This window comes from Microbacterium enclense (assembly GCF_004022425.1).
GTDB classification, from domain to species: Bacteria; Actinomycetota; Actinomycetes; order Actinomycetales; family Microbacteriaceae; genus Microbacterium; species Microbacterium enclense_A.
In genome coordinates this window covers 67,622-83,798 of record NZ_RBZY01000006.1, presented here as the reverse complement: position 1 = coordinate 83,798, position 16,177 = coordinate 67,622, and the positions used below count along the sequence as shown (strand labels likewise).

General features: G+C 68.3%; 14 protein-coding genes. 7 read left to right on the top strand and 7 right to left on the bottom strand.

Annotation, left to right across the window (positions count from 1 at the left end):
• The first annotated feature begins 135 nt into the window (after window positions 1-135).
• The 4 genes from rfbA (at window position 136) to D8Y23_RS02780 (ending at window position 5,155) form a co-directional block, all read left to right on the top strand.
• A complete protein-coding gene (rfbA, locus tag D8Y23_RS02795) occupies window positions 136-1,020 on the top strand; it encodes a glucose-1-phosphate thymidylyltransferase RfbA (RefSeq protein ID WP_128216649.1) in 885 nt (294 codons plus the stop codon).
• Between the two features lie 88 nt (window positions 1,021-1,108).
• Window positions 1,109-3,004, top strand: a complete 1,896-nt coding sequence (locus D8Y23_RS02790) for a rhamnan synthesis F family protein (protein WP_240663738.1) — start codon at window positions 1,109-1,111, stop codon at window positions 3,002-3,004.
• Between the two features lie 22 nt (window positions 3,005-3,026).
• Window positions 3,027-3,944 (top strand): ABC transporter permease, encoded by a 918-nt coding sequence (locus tag D8Y23_RS02785; protein ID WP_128216647.1) that lies wholly within the window; start codon window positions 3,027-3,029, stop codon window positions 3,942-3,944.
• A complete protein-coding gene (locus D8Y23_RS02780) occupies window positions 3,944-5,155 on the top strand; it encodes an ABC transporter ATP-binding protein (protein WP_128216646.1) in 1,212 nt (403 codons plus the stop codon). Before D8Y23_RS02785 ends, D8Y23_RS02780 begins: the two co-directional genes overlap by 1 nt.
• Before the next feature lie 33 nt (window positions 5,156-5,188).
• Here D8Y23_RS02780 and D8Y23_RS02775 read toward each other — a convergent pair whose 3' ends face one another.
• Entirely contained in the window at window positions 5,189-6,700 is a 1,512-nt protein-coding gene (locus D8Y23_RS02775; protein ID WP_128216645.1) for a DUF2142 domain-containing protein, read from the bottom strand.
• Between the two features lie 50 nt (window positions 6,701-6,750).
• Between D8Y23_RS02775 and D8Y23_RS02770 the strand changes: the two genes are divergently transcribed.
• Genes D8Y23_RS02770 through D8Y23_RS02760 form a run of 3 tightly spaced genes read left to right on the top strand, consistent with a single transcriptional unit; the run spans window position 6,751 to window position 9,468 of the window.
• Window positions 6,751-7,377, top strand: a complete 627-nt coding sequence (locus D8Y23_RS02770; RefSeq protein ID WP_240663736.1) for an acyltransferase — start codon at window positions 6,751-6,753, stop codon at window positions 7,375-7,377.
• Complete coding sequence (locus tag D8Y23_RS02765) at window positions 7,370-8,467, top strand: DegT/DnrJ/EryC1/StrS family aminotransferase (RefSeq protein ID WP_128216644.1); 1,098 nt, start codon at window positions 7,370-7,372, stop codon at window positions 8,465-8,467. Before D8Y23_RS02770 ends, D8Y23_RS02765 begins: the two co-directional genes overlap by 8 nt.
• The gene (locus tag D8Y23_RS02760; RefSeq protein ID WP_128216643.1) at window positions 8,464-9,468 is read left to right on the top strand and encodes a Gfo/Idh/MocA family protein; all 1,005 of its coding nucleotides are present in this window, start codon (window positions 8,464-8,466) and stop codon (window positions 9,466-9,468) included. The genes D8Y23_RS02765 and D8Y23_RS02760 overlap by 4 nt, the downstream gene beginning before the upstream one ends.
• Before the next feature lie 30 nt (window positions 9,469-9,498).
• On the opposite strand, the gene D8Y23_RS02755 is transcribed toward D8Y23_RS02760, so the two are convergent.
• The 6 genes from D8Y23_RS02755 to D8Y23_RS02730 are packed head-to-tail and all read right to left on the bottom strand — an operon-like array spanning window position 9,499 to window position 16,176.
• Window positions 9,499-10,461 (bottom strand): glycosyltransferase family 2 protein, encoded by a 963-nt coding sequence (locus D8Y23_RS02755; protein ID WP_128216642.1) that lies wholly within the window; start codon window positions 10,459-10,461, stop codon window positions 9,499-9,501.
• Window positions 10,454-10,894 carry a GtrA family protein gene (locus D8Y23_RS02750; protein ID WP_128216641.1) on the bottom strand — a complete coding sequence of 147 codons (441 nt, stop codon included), beginning with the start codon at window positions 10,892-10,894 and terminating at the stop codon, window positions 10,454-10,456. Before D8Y23_RS02750 ends, D8Y23_RS02755 begins: the two co-directional genes overlap by 8 nt.
• Before the next feature lie 5 nt (window positions 10,895-10,899).
• The gene (locus D8Y23_RS02745) at window positions 10,900-13,161 is read right to left on the bottom strand and encodes a glycosyltransferase (RefSeq protein WP_342672099.1); all 2,262 of its coding nucleotides are present in this window, start codon (window positions 13,159-13,161) and stop codon (window positions 10,900-10,902) included.
• A gap of 38 nt (window positions 13,162-13,199) precedes the next feature.
• Complete coding sequence (locus D8Y23_RS02740) at window positions 13,200-14,144, bottom strand: UDP-glucuronic acid decarboxylase family protein (RefSeq protein ID WP_128216639.1); 945 nt, start codon at window positions 14,142-14,144, stop codon at window positions 13,200-13,202.
• Between the two features lie 55 nt (window positions 14,145-14,199).
• Complete coding sequence (locus tag D8Y23_RS02735) at window positions 14,200-15,081, bottom strand: glycosyltransferase family 2 protein (RefSeq protein ID WP_128216638.1); 882 nt, start codon at window positions 15,079-15,081, stop codon at window positions 14,200-14,202.
• A 36-nt stretch (window positions 15,082-15,117) separates the two neighbouring features.
• Complete coding sequence (locus tag D8Y23_RS02730; RefSeq protein WP_128216637.1) at window positions 15,118-16,176, bottom strand: glycosyltransferase family 4 protein; 1,059 nt, start codon at window positions 16,174-16,176, stop codon at window positions 15,118-15,120.
• Window position 16,177: the final 1 nt, after the last annotated feature.

Sequence of the window (16,177 nt, the reverse complement as noted above, 5' to 3'; positions counted from 1 at the left end):
GCACGAAATTCGAACCGATGAACCCGGCACCGCCGGTCACGAGCAGACGCATGCCGCCAGACTAACTCGGCTCACCCGGGAGGCCCGGCGGGCCCCGGGTTGGCGGGGACCGGGCGGGTCGGGGAGAATCGAGCAATGCGCGGAATCATTCTGGCGGGCGGAACGGGGTCGCGACTGCACCCGATCACGCTCGGCGTCTCGAAGCAGCTCGTTCCGGTGTACGACAAGCCGATGATCTACTACCCGCTGTCGACGCTGATCCTGGCCGGTATCCGCGACATCCTCATCATCACGACCCCGCAAGACGCCGAACAGTTCCAGCGCCTGCTCGGCGACGGATCCCGTTTCGGTATCTACCTCACCTACAAGGTGCAACCCTCACCCGACGGACTCGCCCAGGCCTTCCTCCTCGGCGAAGACCACATCGGCTCCGACTCCGTCGCCCTCGTCCTCGGCGACAACATCTTCTACGGCCAGGGCATGGGCACCCGCCTACGCCAGTACACCAAACTCGACGGCGGGGTCGTCTTCGGCTACCAGGTCGCCGATCCCACCGCCTACGGCGTCGTCGAATTCGACGGCGACGGCCGCGTGATCTCCCTCGAAGAAAAACCCGCGCAACCCAAAAGCACCTACGCCGTCCCGGGCCTGTACTTCTACGACAACGACGTCATCGACATCGCCCGCCACCTGCACCCCTCCCCCCGCGGAGAGCTGGAGATCACCGACGTCAACCGCACCTACCTGGAACAAGGACGCCTCCGCGTCGAACTGCTCCCCCGCGGCACCGCCTGGCTGGACACCGGCACCTTCGACTCCCTCGCCGAAGCCACCGAATTCATCCGCACCGTCGAAAAACGCCAAGAACTCTCCATCGGCTGCCCCGAAGAAGTCGCCTGGCGCATGGGCTTCCTCACCGACGACGAACTCCGCCACCGCGCCGAACCCCTCCTCAAAAGCGGATACGGCAAATACCTGCTCAAGGCTCTCGCTCAGGCAAGTGCGGGCGGGCCGCTCTAAGCTCTCCCTGTTCTGTGTGCGGTCGGCGCCCCCTGCCGCATCCGAGGCTCCGTGGGATGCCGTCACGGGGGCTGATGTGGAGCGTGCGGTGGTTTTTCCTGAGGGTGGTCGTCGGCTTGTGGTGTATGTGGTGTACGACCGTCGTGGGGGTGTGGACGAGTATGTCGTGCACGCGTTGGCGGGGTTGCGGGAGCATGCGGCGCGGATCCTGGTCGTGGTCAACGGGAAGTTGACGCCGGAGGGTCGGGCGCGGTTGGAGCCGGTGTCGGATGAGGTGCTGGTGCGTGACAATGTCGGTTTCGACATCTGGGCGCACAAGGAGGCGTTGGAGCACGTCGGTGCGAGGTTGTCGGAGTTCGATGAGGTCGTTCTGACCAATGACACGTGGTTCGGTCCGGTGCGTCCGTTCGGTGCGGTGTTCGAGCGGATGGACGCCCTCGAGATCGACTTCTGGGGCATGACCGACCACTCCGCCGAGGACTGGCACATGTTCACCGGTTCGGCCGGTGTGCCGCATCACCTGCAGTCGTTCTGGATCGCGGTGCGTCGTTCGATGTTCACCTCGGAGCGCTGGGCGCGGTGCTGGCGGGACCTGCCCGAGATGCCGGGCTACCGCGACGCCGTGCTCAAGCACGAGACCGTCTTCACCTCCGTCTTCCGCGACGCCGGGTTCGTCGACGAGGTCGCGTTCCGGTCGGAGGACTACGGGTCGGCGAACGCGTCGCTGCTCGCGCCCGTCGCTCTCATGGGGGACGGGTGCCCGCTGCTGAAACGTCGCGTCTTCTTCCATTCCCCGCCGTTCCTCGATCGCCATGCGGTGATCGGCAGGTGGGCGCTCGAGGCTGCCGCGGCGGGCGGATACCCGACCGAATTGGCGCTGAGCAACCTCGCCCGCAACGTCGCTCCGAAGGTGCTCAACGCCGACGCCGGCCTCATGGACGTCCTCGGCCCTGACGACGCGCCGTACGACCCGGCCGAGCCGCTGCGCGTGGTCGTCGTCGCGCACATCTTCTACGACGAGATGACGCCGGAGATCCTCGAGCGAGCGGACACACTGCCGCTGCCCTACGACCTCGTCGTCACCACGCCCGACCCGACGCGGGCGGAGCGGATCCGCCAGCACATCGCCCGGCTGCCGGGCGAGCGCGGTGACGTGTCCGTGCGCGTGGTGGAGTCCAATGACGGGCGCGATCAGAGTGCCTTCCTCGTCGGATGCCGCGACGTGCTGTCGTCGGGGCGCTACGACGTGGTCGTGAAGCTGCACAGCAAGAAGACGCCGCAGGACGGCTACAACGTGGGGACGCATTTCCGCGAGCAGCAGTTCCTGAACCTTCTGCCGGATCGGGACCACTCGTCCCGTGTCCTCGGTCTGTTCCAGCGCGAGAAGGGGCTGGGGTTGGCTTTCCCGCCCATGATCCACATCGGGTATCCCACGCTCGGTCGCGCATGGTGGGCCAACAAGCCCGGTTTCGAGCGGCTCGCCGACGAGATGGGCATTCGAGTGCCGCTGGACGATGTCTCACCGCTCGCGCCGTACGGTTCGATGTTCTTCGCACGACCGGAAGCGTTGCGCCTTCTCGTCGACCGCGAGTGGCGGTACTCGGACTTCGGCGGGGCGGACGCGTATCAGGACGGAGGATTGGCGCATATCCTGGAGCGGATGCCTTCCTACGCGGCGGGTGAACTCGGATTCCATTCGCGAACGATCGTCGCACCCGATTATGCGGCGGTCAGCCACACGGCCCTTGATTTCAAGCTCGACGAGATGTCGGCGACGATTCCGGGCTACGCGCACGAGAAGATTGACCGACTGCGGACCGTGGGGTACGTCGGCACCGGCTCGGGCGCCGATTTCCTGCGGATGTACATGCGCCTGAACCATATGGGCGTCGTGCACCGCCTGCGCCGCGTGATGGATCCTCTCCGGCGACCCGGCAGGTGGATCCGAGCGATGGTGGACGTAGGACGGCGGAGCCGGCGATGACAGGACGACGAGGATGGCAGCGATGAGCGCAGAGACCGAGGCGAGATTCGCTCGGATCTCCACCGAGCCGTACGCGGTCGTCGACCCGCGCGGGCGGCGTACGACAGGGCGTTTCGGCAAGATCGGCGAGATCTACGCCCGTCGCGATCTGCTCAACCTTCTCGTCCGCCGCGATCTGCAGGCGCGGTACCGGGACAGTTTCCTCGGCTTCCTGTGGACGGTCATCCGCCCGCTGATCCAGTTCCTGATGTACTTCATCGTGCTCGGTCAATTCCTCCGCGCCGCGGAGGGGATCGACAATTTCGCGGTGTATCTGTTCTCGGGTCTGACCCTGTACGTCTTCTTCAACGACATGGTCTTCGGCGCCACGGGGTCGATCCTGCAGAATGGCGGACTCGTCAAGAAGATCTACCTCCCGCGGGAGATCTTCCCGCTGGCGAGCATCGGCGGCGCGGGGTTCATGTTCCTCGTGCAACTGGCCGTGCTGCTCGTGGCTGCGCTGATCTTCCGGGCGCTTCCCGAGCCGGTCGAGATGCTGTGGTTCTTCCCGTCGGTGATCCTCATCACGATCTATGGGCTGGCCATCGGTCTGCTCCTGTCCGCGTTAAACGTCTACCTGCGTGACATCCAATACCTCACGGAGGTCGTCCTGATGCTCGCTATGTGGGGTGCCCCGATCGTCTACTCCTGGCGGATGGTCCAGGACGTGATCACTCGGTTCGCCCTTCCGGAGTGGGTGCTGGAGGTGTACGCGGCCAATCCGCTGACGATCGCGGTGCTCGGTTTCCACCGTGCCTTCTGGGGCGCGGGAACGGCCGAGGACTACCCGGCCAATCTCGCCCTGCGCATGCTGATCGCCGGTGCCATCGGAATCGTGCTGCTCGTGATCTCGCACCGCGTCTTCACGCGGATGCAGGGCAACTTCGCTCAGGAGCTGTGATGACGGATATCTTCACTTCCGCCCCCCACATCGTTCGCTTGAACGCGGTGTCCAAGCATTTCCGCGTTCGGCAGGACAACAGCCTCAAGGACCGCATCGTGCACCTGGGCAGGCTCGGGAAGTCGTTTCGCCGTGATTTCGTCGCGGTTGACGACATCTCGCTGACGATCGAGGCGGGGACCACGGTCGGTCTGCTCGGCGCGAACGGCTCGGGCAAGAGCACGCTGCTCAAGCTGATCGGTGGAATCCTCTCGCCCTCATCCGGCACGGTAGAAACGCGCGGACGCATGGCAGCCCTGCTCGAGCTGGGCGCGGGCTTCCACCCCGACCTCAGCGGGCGGGAGAACGTGTACCTGAATGCCTCGATCCTCGGAATGACGAAGGAGGAGATCGACCGCGAGTTCGATGCGATCGTCGACTTCAGCGGAATCGGCGAGTTCATCGACACGGCAGTGAAGTTCTATTCGTCCGGTATGTACGTCCGCCTGGCCTTCGCCGTGGCCATCCACACCGATCCGGATGTGCTCCTCGTGGACGAAGTGCTGGCGGTCGGCGACGAAACGTTCCAGCGTAAATGCATGGACCGGATCGCAGAGTTCCGCGCGCAAGGGCGCACGATCATCCTCGTCAGCCATTCCGCTCAACAGGTTGCCGAACTCTGCGACCGGGGGATCGTGTTGAAGGACGGGGCGGTGGTGTTCGACGGCGAGACGCGCGATGCGATCGGAGCGTTGCGCGACGTCCTCGAGGGTCGTCGCGTGGGGGAGGCGCCGCCGGAGCAGACGGTCCATCCCATCCAGGTCAAGCGTGTGGAGCTGCTCGCCGACGACGGCACTCGCACCAAGACCGTCCGCGAGGGCGACCCGCTCACGATCCGTGTGCACGTGGACTCGATGAAGCCGATCGAACGGTGGGAGCTGGGCTTCAGCATCGATACCCCCTTGGGGCACATGGTGTTGGCCTCCAACACCGAGCTGCTCGAGCACCGGCTGGCTCCGATCAGCGGCCCGGTCAGTATCGACCTCCGCGTCGGGGAGGTCTATCTCGGCGCCGGTCAGTACTACGTGAATGCCAACGCCGCCGGAGTCAGCGAGCCCAGCAGCCACGGACTTGCGCAGGCCGCGCTCTTCACCGTGGAGTCGCGCACACAGGTCGCCGTCGGGACCGTCGCCGCCTCCGTCACCGTCGGTAAGCGCGACGTCACGGACTGACCCGGGTCGGTGTCCGCCCGACGCGGTCGATGATCAGGTCCGCGTGGCCGGCACCGTCGGGGCGTCGGCGTCGGTCCCGCTGGTGACCGCCTCCGCGCGAGCGCTGCGTCCTGACAGGCCGGAAAGCGCCAGAACACCGAGGCCGGTGGCGAAGGCGAGCGATCCCACCACGACGGTCAGAAGCGGGCTCGGGGCGACGGGCCACCACCACTCCGCGCCGGTGCCAGGGTCGAGCGCGGTTCCGTCCGTCCCCGTCGTGTAGCGACGCACATTCGTGTAGATCGCGAGCGCGAAGGCGATCGAGAGCGCCCCGGCGGCGATCAGGCGCCGGGCCCGGGTCCAACGGGCCTCGACGTCGACGGCGACGGAGGCGACGCCCAGCAGGATGATGAGCAGGGGCAGGATGTAGCGAGGCTGGACCTGCGTGCCCACGACGGCGCGTGATTGGGCGAGCAGAATGAACGGCACCGCCCACAGGGCGGCCAGGGCGAGCGCCGCCGCGATTCCCTCGCGCAGTGTCGGTCGAGCGATTCCGAGGAACAGGATGCCGCCGACGACGAGGCTCGTCGCCACGACGACCGTCGAGGGCATCGGGGTGTCGAGCCAGCCGAGTCCCCACCCGCCGAGCGCGCCCGTCCACAGCGTCGGGACATTCAGAGCGTTGTCGATGAGCTGCGCCCGCGTCAGCGGGGGATTGTCGCTGGGCAGGCCGGCGACGAGCGATCCGCTCTGGCCCGCACTCAGGTAGAACGCGACCCCGACCACCGCCACCGCCGCAGCGGTAACGATGGGAACCAGCGCGGATCGGGCGCGTCCGAGGCCGAGGAGCAGTCCGAGAACCGCTCCGAAGATGGCGAAGGCCCCCGCGTCGGCGCGGGCTCCCGCGCCCAGCACGGTGGCCACGACCGCAAGACCCGCCAGCACCCACCGGCGTCGGCCGGACGTCTGCGTCACGGCGTACACGCTGATCCACACCGTCGCGGCGGAGAGCAGCGCCCAGGACGAGGGGTTGGTGGAGGCGTAGACGAAAACGCCGAGGGGCACCGCCGAGCCGATCGTCGAGATCAGAAGTGCCGGTCGCAAGCGACGGGGGAGTGCCCAGAACACCGACGCGACCAGGCCGACCGCGATCGCGGAATTGGCCAGGCGCATCAGAAGAACGGAGGTGGGCACGTCCGGTCCGGCGAAGACGCTCATCGTGGCGTAGAAGACAGGCGGGTACAGCGGCCCGGTGTTCACTCGGGCGGCTTCGAACAGGCCGGAGGCCTCGGAATCCCAGCAGGCGGCACTGTCAGCGGGGAGGAAGGCGTAGCACGAGGCGTCCTTGAGAGGAGTGGGCACCAAGCGGGTCTCCGGATCACCGGAATCCTCGCACAGTCCTGGTCGGTCACCCAGGCCGCACCAGATGGACGGCAGGTGGAAGTCGTCGTCGGGGCTCGCCCCGACGGGCGAAGCGAAGCTCCACGCTCCGAGAGCGATGAACAACATCAGCGGCACCAGCCACGGGGCGAGCGTGCGGACGATGGAGGAGGATCGGCGGAGCACGCGTCGATCTTACGGGGGTCGTTCGGGATGCCCGGTTAGACTGACTTCTCGTGTCTCCCGCTACGAATCCGGACGCGACGTCGCGTCCGGCCCGCATCGATCCCTCCGCCGACGTCATCGGAGCCGAGGTCGGCGACGGCTCGTCCGTGTGGCATCTCGCGCAGGTCCGGGAGGGCGCGACGATTGGTCGCGACTGCGTGATCGGCCGCGGTGTCTATGTGGGCCCCGGCGTGGCGGTCGGCGACGGATCCAAGATCCAGAACTACGCGCTCGTCTACGAACCGGCCCGGCTGGAGGACGGGGTCTTCGTCGGCCCCGCAGTGGTCTTCACCAACGACACCTACCCGCGCGCGATCAACCCCGACGGAACTCCCAAATCCGCCTCCGACTGGACCCCGGTGGGAGTGACCGTGCGACGCGGCGCGTCGATCGGCGCGCGCGCGACCTGCGTCGCACCTGTCCAGATCGGACGCTGGGCGACGGTGGCGGCCGGCGCGGTCGTCACCAAGGACGTTCCCGACTTCGCCCTCGTCGCCGGGGTCCCCGCCCGACGCATCGGGTGGGTCGGGCCCGCCGGCGTGCCCCTGGAACGTGCCGGAGACGCCTGGGTGTGTCCGCGCACGGGCGACCGATTCATCGAGACCGACGGCGTACTCAAGGAGGACACCGATGCCTGATCTCATCCCCGCAGCCAAACCCCTCATTGGCGACGAGGAGCGCGCGGCCGTCGACCGCGTGCTTCGCAGCGGCATGATCGCCCAGGGGCCCGAGGTGGCGACGTTCGAACGCGAGTTCGCGGATCACTTCGTGGAAGGCCGCGAGACGGTCGCCGTCAATTCGGGCACCTCGGGTCTTCACCTCGGTCTGCTCGCCGCCGGCATCGGGCCCGGAGACGAGGTCATCGTGCCGTCGTTCACGTTCGCCGCGACGGGCAACTCGGTGGCGCTCACGGGCGCGACCCCGGTTTTCGCCGACATCGATCCGGCGACCTTCGCGCTGGATGCGACCAGTGTCGAGGCGGCGGTGACGCCGCGTACGCGGGCGATCATGCCCGTGCATCTCTACGGACACCCCGCGGACATGGTCGCCCTCCAGGCGGTCGCCGACCGCAACGGGCTGATGATCTTCGAGGATGCCGCGCAAGCGCATGGGGCGCGCCTCCACGGCCGTCCGGTCGGCACATTCGGTGCATTCGCGATGTTCTCGCTGTATCCGACGAAGAACATGACCAGCGGCGAAGGCGGCATGGTCACGGCGGGTACCCCGGACATCGCGCGGTCGATGCGTCTGCTGCGCAATCAGGGAATGGAACGTCAGTACGAGAACGAGGTCGTCGGCTTCAACGCCCGCATGACCGACCTGCACGCCGCGATCGGTCGCGTGCAGTTGACGAAGGTCGATGTCTGGACCGAGCAGCGTCGCGGCAACGCCTCGTTCCTGGATGCGAATCTCGTCGGCGTCGTCGCGCCACCCGTCTCCGCGGGCGCCCATCACGTCTACCACCAGTACACCGTCCGTGTGCCGGACGACCGCGACGGGTTCGTGCGCGCGCTGCGGGAAGAGCATCAGGTCGGCAGCGGGGTGTATTACCCGATCCCGAACCACCGCCTCGCGTCCCTCGCCCACTTCGCACCCGGCCTGGATCTCCCGGAGACCGAGCGTGCCGCACGGGAAGTCGTCTCCCTGCCCGTGCACCCGTCCCTGACTCGCGCCGATCTCGAGCGCATCGTGACGGCTGTCGCGGCGGTCGCGGGAGCGGGCGCGTGAGCGCCGTGCTGCGGGCGGGGCTCCTCGGGCTCGGGATGATGGGACGCCACCACGCGCGTCTGCTCCGCGAGATCGAGGGCATCGACCTGGTGGCCGTCGCCGACCCCGCGGGAGACCCGCACGGGGTCGCCCACGGTATGGACGTGTTGCAGGACGTCGACGCGCTTGCAGCAGCAGGAATCGACATCGCCGTCGTCGCGGTGCCCACGCGCTTCCACGCTGCGGCGGCGTCGACCTTGGCCGCCGCCGGAGTCCACGTGCTGGTCGAGAAGCCGATCGCCGACAGCTCGGTCGAGGGCGAGGCGCTCGCCGACCTGTTCGAGTCGCGGGGCCTTATCGGTGCCGTCGGCCACGTCGAGCGCTTCAACCCCGCTCTGCAGCAGCTGCGGGCGCGGCTGGCCGAAGGGGAGATCGGTGACGTCTACCAGATCGCGACGCGGCGGCAGAGCACGTTCCCCGCGCGCATCGGTGACGTCGGGGTGGCGAAGGACCTCGCCACCCACGACATCGACCTCACCGCCTGGGTCGCGCAGGAGTCCTACGAAGCAGTCTCTGCCCAGACGGCGTTCAAGAGCGGGCGCTCGCACGAGGACATGATCGCGATCGCGGGCCGCCTGTCGGGCGGGGCCGTCGTCAACCACCTGATCAACTGGTTGAGCCCGATGAAGGAGCGCGTCACGGTCGTCACGGGGGAGCGCGGCACCTTCATCGCCGACACCGCGACCGCCGATCTGACACTGCACCGCAACGGCACCGCCGCACTGGAGTGGGAGTCGGTCTCCACCTTCCGGGGCGTCTCGGAGGGGGACGTGACACGGTTCGCCTTCCCCAAGCGCGAGCCGTTGCGCGCCGAGCTCGAGGCGTTCCGCGACGCGGTCAACGGCCTGCCCACGAGCCTTTCGAGCATGCGCGAGGCCGTTCACGTGCTCCGCGTCGTCGAAGCTTCGCTGGAGTCCGCGGTCGACGGCGGACGACTCATCCGCACAGCCGTCCACGTCTGATCCGACGCACCGTGACGGCCTCGGGCGATCTCAGCCCTCGTGGAACGGGGCGAACTCCGGTGTCGATGGGGTCGACTGAATGTCGAGCTGGAGCGCGCTGATGAGGAGTTGCGTCCCCAGCATCAGTGGGAGTGCCGCCAACATGACAGTGGCGGCGGTGGCGATGGCCGAGCCGAGGATCTGGAAGAACAGCCAGATCGTCACGATCGCGCCGAAGCCGAGGAAGGCCAGGCCCAGGAACAGCAGCAGAGCGATCGGCGAGAACGACCACAGGACGTAGCGGTACCAGATGCGGTGCCAGAAGCCGACGGTGAGTCGGTGGGTGAGCTCGGGGACGACCTTGCTGAGACGGATGCTGGACACCTCGTCGCCGTACACCGCCGGGATCGGGACATCGACGGCGGAGATCTGCAGGATGTTCAGGTGGATCAGCAGATCGTTCTCGAAGCTGTAGCGCTTGGCCACGCGCTCGAGCGGCACTCGGCGGAGAGCTTCCGACCGGATCGCGGTGTACCCGTTCTGGGGATCGAAGAGGTTCCAGTACCCCGAGGACAGCTTCGTGATGAACGAGAGGACGATGTTGCCGAAGACCCGGTATCCCGGCATCCCGGTGAACGACTCGGGGGAGTAGAAGCGGTTCGCCTTGGCGAATCCGTAGCCGTCTTCGACGACGCGATCGAGCAGCACGGGCAGGTACTCCGGATCCATCTGCGCATCGCCGGCCATGATGACGTTCACGTCGCTGCCCAGCTCGAGAGCCGTCCGGTGTCCCGTGATGATCGCCCCGCCCACGCCCTGATTGACCTCGTGGCGGATCAGGGTCACGCGGGGGTCTGCCACCGCGCGCACCGCTGCGCTGGTGTCGTCGGGGCTGCAGTCGTCGACGATCACGATGTGGTCGACGAACGCGGGCATAGTTTCGATGACCCGCGCGATCATCTTCTCTTCCTTGTACGCCGGGACGACAGCCGCGATGGACGCGCCTTTATACATGCGAGGGGGCACCTTTCGGACGGGCGAAGACCCAATAGCGGTATGCGAAGTAGTTGCCGACGGTGGTGATCGCCACGGCGATGACCTTGCCGACCATCCACGACCAACCGGCTTCGTCGCTGAGCGCCACGATCCCGGTCGTCAGGAGCGTGTTGGCGATCACCAGAAGCGTGTACCTCACGACGCTGGGCGCGACCGCGTCACTCGCGCGGAAGGCGAACAACCTCTGGAGCGTGTACGTCACGACGAAACTGGCGAGAAAGGCCGTCGGCGTGGCGACCGCCAGGGGCACGCCCGCGAGATCGTGAAGAGCCCAGAGCAGGCCGAAGTCGAACGCGAAGCTCAGCCCTCCCATCACGAGATAGCGCACGAGGCTGGACGACCAGAGGACCCCGAGGCCGCGAGGATGCGACGTGGAGGGCTCGGAAGGCATGCGTTCTATGATGCCAGTCCCGTCGGAGACTTCCCGTCGTCGCCGCCGTCATCGCGGGCATGCAGCGCCGCGTCCAGCAGCGCCCGTGCGCGCGCGTCGAAGGAATGCTCAGCGCGAACGCGCTCCGCGATGCGGGCGAGGACGTCGCGCGTCGGGAAGATCTCGTCGAGATCGCCCGAGAGCATGTCGATCAGCTCCGGGATCGAGCCGTAGGTCCGGACAGCACCCTCGAACAGTGCGTCGATGCCCTCGACGCGGTCGCTGATGGCGCGACCGCCGGCGGCGACGACGTCAAAGAGGCGGTTGCCGATGAACCCCCGCTCCCGCATGGCCGGCCAGTGGTCGTTAAGGACGACGCCGGCCCGCTCGTAGAGGTCCGGCAGGGCGTCGTTGTCGACGCCGGTCGCGGCGATGCGGTCGGCGGGGATCCACCCGCGCCAATCCGGTCCGATCACGGTGACGGGGATCCCGGCGCGGATCGGTTCGACGACGGAGGGGCGGAGGATGCCACGGGCGGTGCCGACGAAGAGGATGTCTCGGCCGCGCGGAGCTCCCGAAGGGCGGAAGCGCGTGGCATCCGTGCATTGCAGCAGCGGGGTGATGGGGACGCCGAGCTCGGCTGCGGCCCGCCGGGCCCACGGAGCGGACGCGGAGAAGACCGCGTCGAATCCGGCCACGTCATCCGTACCGATCTGGTCCGGGTGGCTGATGATCCACAGCAGCGAGGTTCCGAAGGGGGAAGCCTCCAGCGGCTCGGGCCCGCGTAGCGCGACCGTAACATCGTCGAGGTGGCGCGTGGGGCGGTGCCGCGCGGGATAGGCGTCGATCACGACTTCCTGGCCCTGGCGTCGGAGCGCAGCCGCGAGCGCGCGGGCGAAATGCGTGTCTCCCCACCCTTCGGCACGCGGTCCGACGGGCGCTGCCGTGCGCAGCGCCCACCGCAGCACCGGCACAGTCGTGCCGTCGGCGAGGACCGTCGCGCGCACGGGGCGCTGAACGCGCGGAGAGGGTCCCGTCCGAGCACGCTCCCATCCGGCCCGCTCCAGCAAGGCGTCGGCGTTCGCGGCGAGGTGGGGCAGCTCGGCCGGAGGGATGGGAGATCTCGTCCGGGAGTACAGGTCGAGGGCCACATGGGCGGTGCCGCCGACAGACGCGGCTGCCGCGGCATCGGCCCCGCGGAGCTCGGCATCGATGTCGGCGCGGTGAGCGGCGAAGGTGGATCCGGCGAGGGCGGGAACCTCGAGGGAGGGGCCGTCGGCGTCGAGGAGCGGCGTGAGGTCTTCCACGGGGTGTCCGGCCAGGAAGCGCCCCTCTCCGGTGGCTCCGATGGCCGCGATCGTGCCGTCGCCGTCGAGCCAGACCGGTGCCAGGAACGTCCCCGCCCCGTGTTCGTGGACGCGATCCGCGAGCGTTCCGGCGTCGCCGGCGGTGAGCGTCTGGTTGGGGCCCCGCAGGACGATGATCTCCGCGATCGAGGTCCGACGGAGCTCGTCGAGGGCGGACGCGGCGTCGTCGTGGCGGCGACGGCTGACCCGGACACGGGCGGTGGACGCCGCCGCGATCTGCGCGAGCGTCCAGTCCTCGGCGCGAGGATCCAGGACGGCGATCGCGGAGCCCTGCCCGGCGACGGCGGCGAAGGCGATCGCCTCGGCGATCGACTCGTCGAAGTCCCACTCGTCGGGCCCGAGCGCGACCAGCATCTCGCGCTCGAGTGGGACGGTCCCCGGCGGAGCCGCGATCTCGCCGCCGACGCGCGCGCGGTGTGCTGCGTCCGCGATCACTTTCGACAGACGGCTCCACGGCGCGGGCGACGGCAGTGCGTCGGGACCGAAGGGGAGGGACTCCTCCTCCCGCCGGTGCCACGCGTGCGCGACGGGTCCGCCGGGGACCGACCAGGCCTCCGGATGCCGCTCGCCGTACGCCGTGGCATCCCAGAGCGGGCTCACCTGCAGACCACGCGGATCGGCGACGACATACGCGTAGAGCGCCGGAACGCGCCAGGCTTCGGGGAGGTGATCGCCCACGGCGGTGTCGACGAAGAGCGGGTTCAGCCGGAATCCATCGCGGTATCCGCCGGAGACGTAGCGCCGGATCGCGGCGTTCGCGCTGAGGGCGCGTCCCGTCTGGGCGCGCACGTAGTCGAGGTCGACGATGTCCGCGCGAGCGATCGCCCGGAACCACCAGAGCCTGTCCAGCCGCGCGACCAGAGGGCGGAACACCGGCCGGTCGCGTGCCGACCGCCACAGAGAGCGCGCGACCTGGAGCATCGACACCGCCGGCCGTTCTCCCCTCGTCACGTGCCGGCTCAAGCCGTGGCGAGCACGCCGCGGAAGTACTCGATCGTGCGCTCCAGCCCCGGGCGCAGGGCGACGGTCGGCTCCCACCCGAGCTCGCGGCGCGCGAGGTCGATGTTGGGCTGGCGCTGCTTGGGGTCGTCCTGCGGAAGCGGGCGGTACTCGATCTCGGACGTGCCGCCGGTGATCTCGAGCACGGCGTTGGCCAACTCGAGCATCGTGAATTCGCCAGGATTGCCGACGTTGATCGGGCCGGTGACCTCGTGGCCGGTGTTCATCAGGCGGATCATGCCGTCGACGAGGTCGTCGACGAAGCAGAACGAACGCGTCTGGGAACCGTCACCGTAGATCGTGATGGGCTCGCCGCGCAGAGCCTGCACGATGAAATTCGACACGACACGACCGTCGTTGGGGTGCATGCGCGGGCCGTAGGTGTTGAAGATGCGGATGACCTTGATCGACAGGTCGTGTTGGCGGCGGTAGTCGAAGAAGAGCGTCTCGGCGGCGCGTTTGCCCTCGTCGTAGCAGGAACGGGTTCCGATGGGGTTGACGTTGCCCCAGTAGTCCTCGGTCTGCGGGTGCACCGCCGGGTCGCCGTAGACCTCGGAGGTCGACGCCTGCAGGATCGGCACCCGGAGACGCTTCGCGAGACCGAGCATGTTGATGGCGCCCATGACGCTGGTCTTCGTGGTCTGCACGGGGTCGTGCTGGTAGTGCACCGGGGAGGCCGGGCAGGCGAGGTTGTAGATCTGATCGACCTCGACGTACAGCGGGAACGTCACGTCGTGCCGCATGAGCTCGAAGCGCGGGTTGCTGAACAGGTGCTCGACATTGCGCCGGGTGCCCGTGAAGAAGTTGTCGACGCAGATGACCTCGTGGCCCTCGGCGAGGAGACGCTCGGAAAGGTGGGACCCGATGAAGCCGGCGCCGCCGGTGATCAGAACTCTCGAAGACACTTCCGTAGCCTACCAGCGGCCTTCCTCGGCGCCCGGCGTCGGCCCCGACGCCGGGTCACCGGGTCGTCGAGACCATCCGCGCCTGGCCGAACGTGCGCCCGAGCGTCCCCTCCAGCCGCCCGAGGAACATCGGCCACCCGTCGGCCAGCGTGATCGGTTTCGGATTGCGGATGCCGTAGAGGAGCCCCGCCCCGGTGAAAGCGACTCGCCACCACAGCGGGTAGTCGTGCGCGGCGAAAGCGCGTCCGGTGCCGCGACCGTAGGCCCGGAGTTTGCGACGACGCTCGGCGCTGGAGAGTCCGAATCCCGTGGAGATGCCGTCGACGTGGACCTCGGCGGGGAGCCAGCGGAACTCCGACAGGAGACGTCGGTCGTGCGCCATTGCACGCAGGAGCAGGTCCGTCCCCTCGGCCACCTGCCAGGGGGTGACGGAGCCCGGCCCGAGGTCTTCGTCGAATCCGCCGACGGCGTCGAACAGCGAGCGGCGGATCAGGATGCCCATCTCGATCACGGACCACACGTTGTATTTGTCCAACGGGGTGCCCGGCTCCGGAAGCGTCGTCTTGGGGCCGCGCTCGTCCCACGAGGTGAACCCCCCGGCGAGGAAGCCCGCATCGTCGACGGCGGCGTGCAGCGCTCGGACGGTGCCCGGTGGATAGGTGGTGTTGTCGTTGGGGAACGTCACGACCGCGTCGCCCTCGGGGAGTGCGGCGACGCCGGTGTTGCGCCCGAGCGACGCGCCCCGACCCGAGGTGGTTGCTGTGACAGGCACGCCGTTCACGGCGAATTCGGCCGCGAGGGCCGCGACGTCCTCCTGCGCTCCCTGGGCGACCAGCACGACGTGGTCACCCGGAAGAAGCTGATCCGCGAGCGAGGTCAGGAGGGCGCGGAGGGGGGCGATGCGCCCCAGGGTCGTCACGACGAAGCCGATGTTCACCCCTCGATTCTGCCTCGCCCGTCGCGGGCGGGGGTATCAGGCGAGGAGTTCGTCGATCAGGTCGTTCCAGCGCTCGGCCGTCCGTCGCCACGTGAACGCCTCACCGTTGGCAAGACTTCGCCGAGAGAGCTCAGAGCGCAGACCCGGATCCCGCGCGACGTCGGTGAACAGGGCAGCGAGGGCCGCGGCATCCGTGGCCGGGAAGTAGCGGGCAGACTCGCCGAGGATCTCCCTGTTGATGGGGATGTCGGAAGCGAGCACCGGTGTTCCCAGCCTCTGGGCCTCCAGGGGCGGCAGGCCGAAGCCTTCGTGCAGGGAGGGCCACACGAAGGCGGCTGCGCGGGTGAACGCGTCGGCGAGCTCTTCGTCGCTGACGGGTCCGAGCCAACGGATGCGATCCGGATCGATTCCTCGGGCACGGGCATACGGCTCGAGTTCGGGATCGAGCTTGCCGACGAACTCCAAGTCGATCCGCTCGTCCGCGGGAAGCAGAGCGAGCGCATCGAGGGCCGCTCGCGCGTTCTTCGCCGCGCCGTGCCGACCGAAGGTCACGTATGTCGTCCGCTCTCCCTCGGAGGTCGGTCGATCCGCGGCCGGAAGGGTGTCCGCCCCGAGGTGGATCACCTCGATCGTGCCGGGATCGACGCGGAACTGCGCGGCGATCTCCTCTCGGGACGCTCGGCTGCTGGTCACCAGACGCTGACCCCGGCGCAGCATCCCCAGACGCACGACGAGGTGCCACTGGATCCGGAAGAGCAGGGTGAAATCATGGGGGCGCAGCGCCGGTGCGATGTCGTGCTGGATCGAGACCTGGCGGCGGTAGGTCATGGGCGCGATGTTCGCGGGGTTGAGCAGAAGCGGCGAGCCGTGCCGGCGCAGCCAGAGCGGGAGCTCGATCTGCTCCCAGATCGGGCCGCCCGAGCGTCCGATCACTTCGAAGGGAACACCCGGGGGCACCTGGTCGATCGCCGCGGGAGGGATCAGCAGGACGAGGTCGGAGCGCATCTGCGCGAGGTGTTGCGAGATCTCCACGGCGCATCGGCGCACCCCGCCGTAGGACGTCAGCAAGAAGCGTCCGTTGATGGCCAGCCTCATG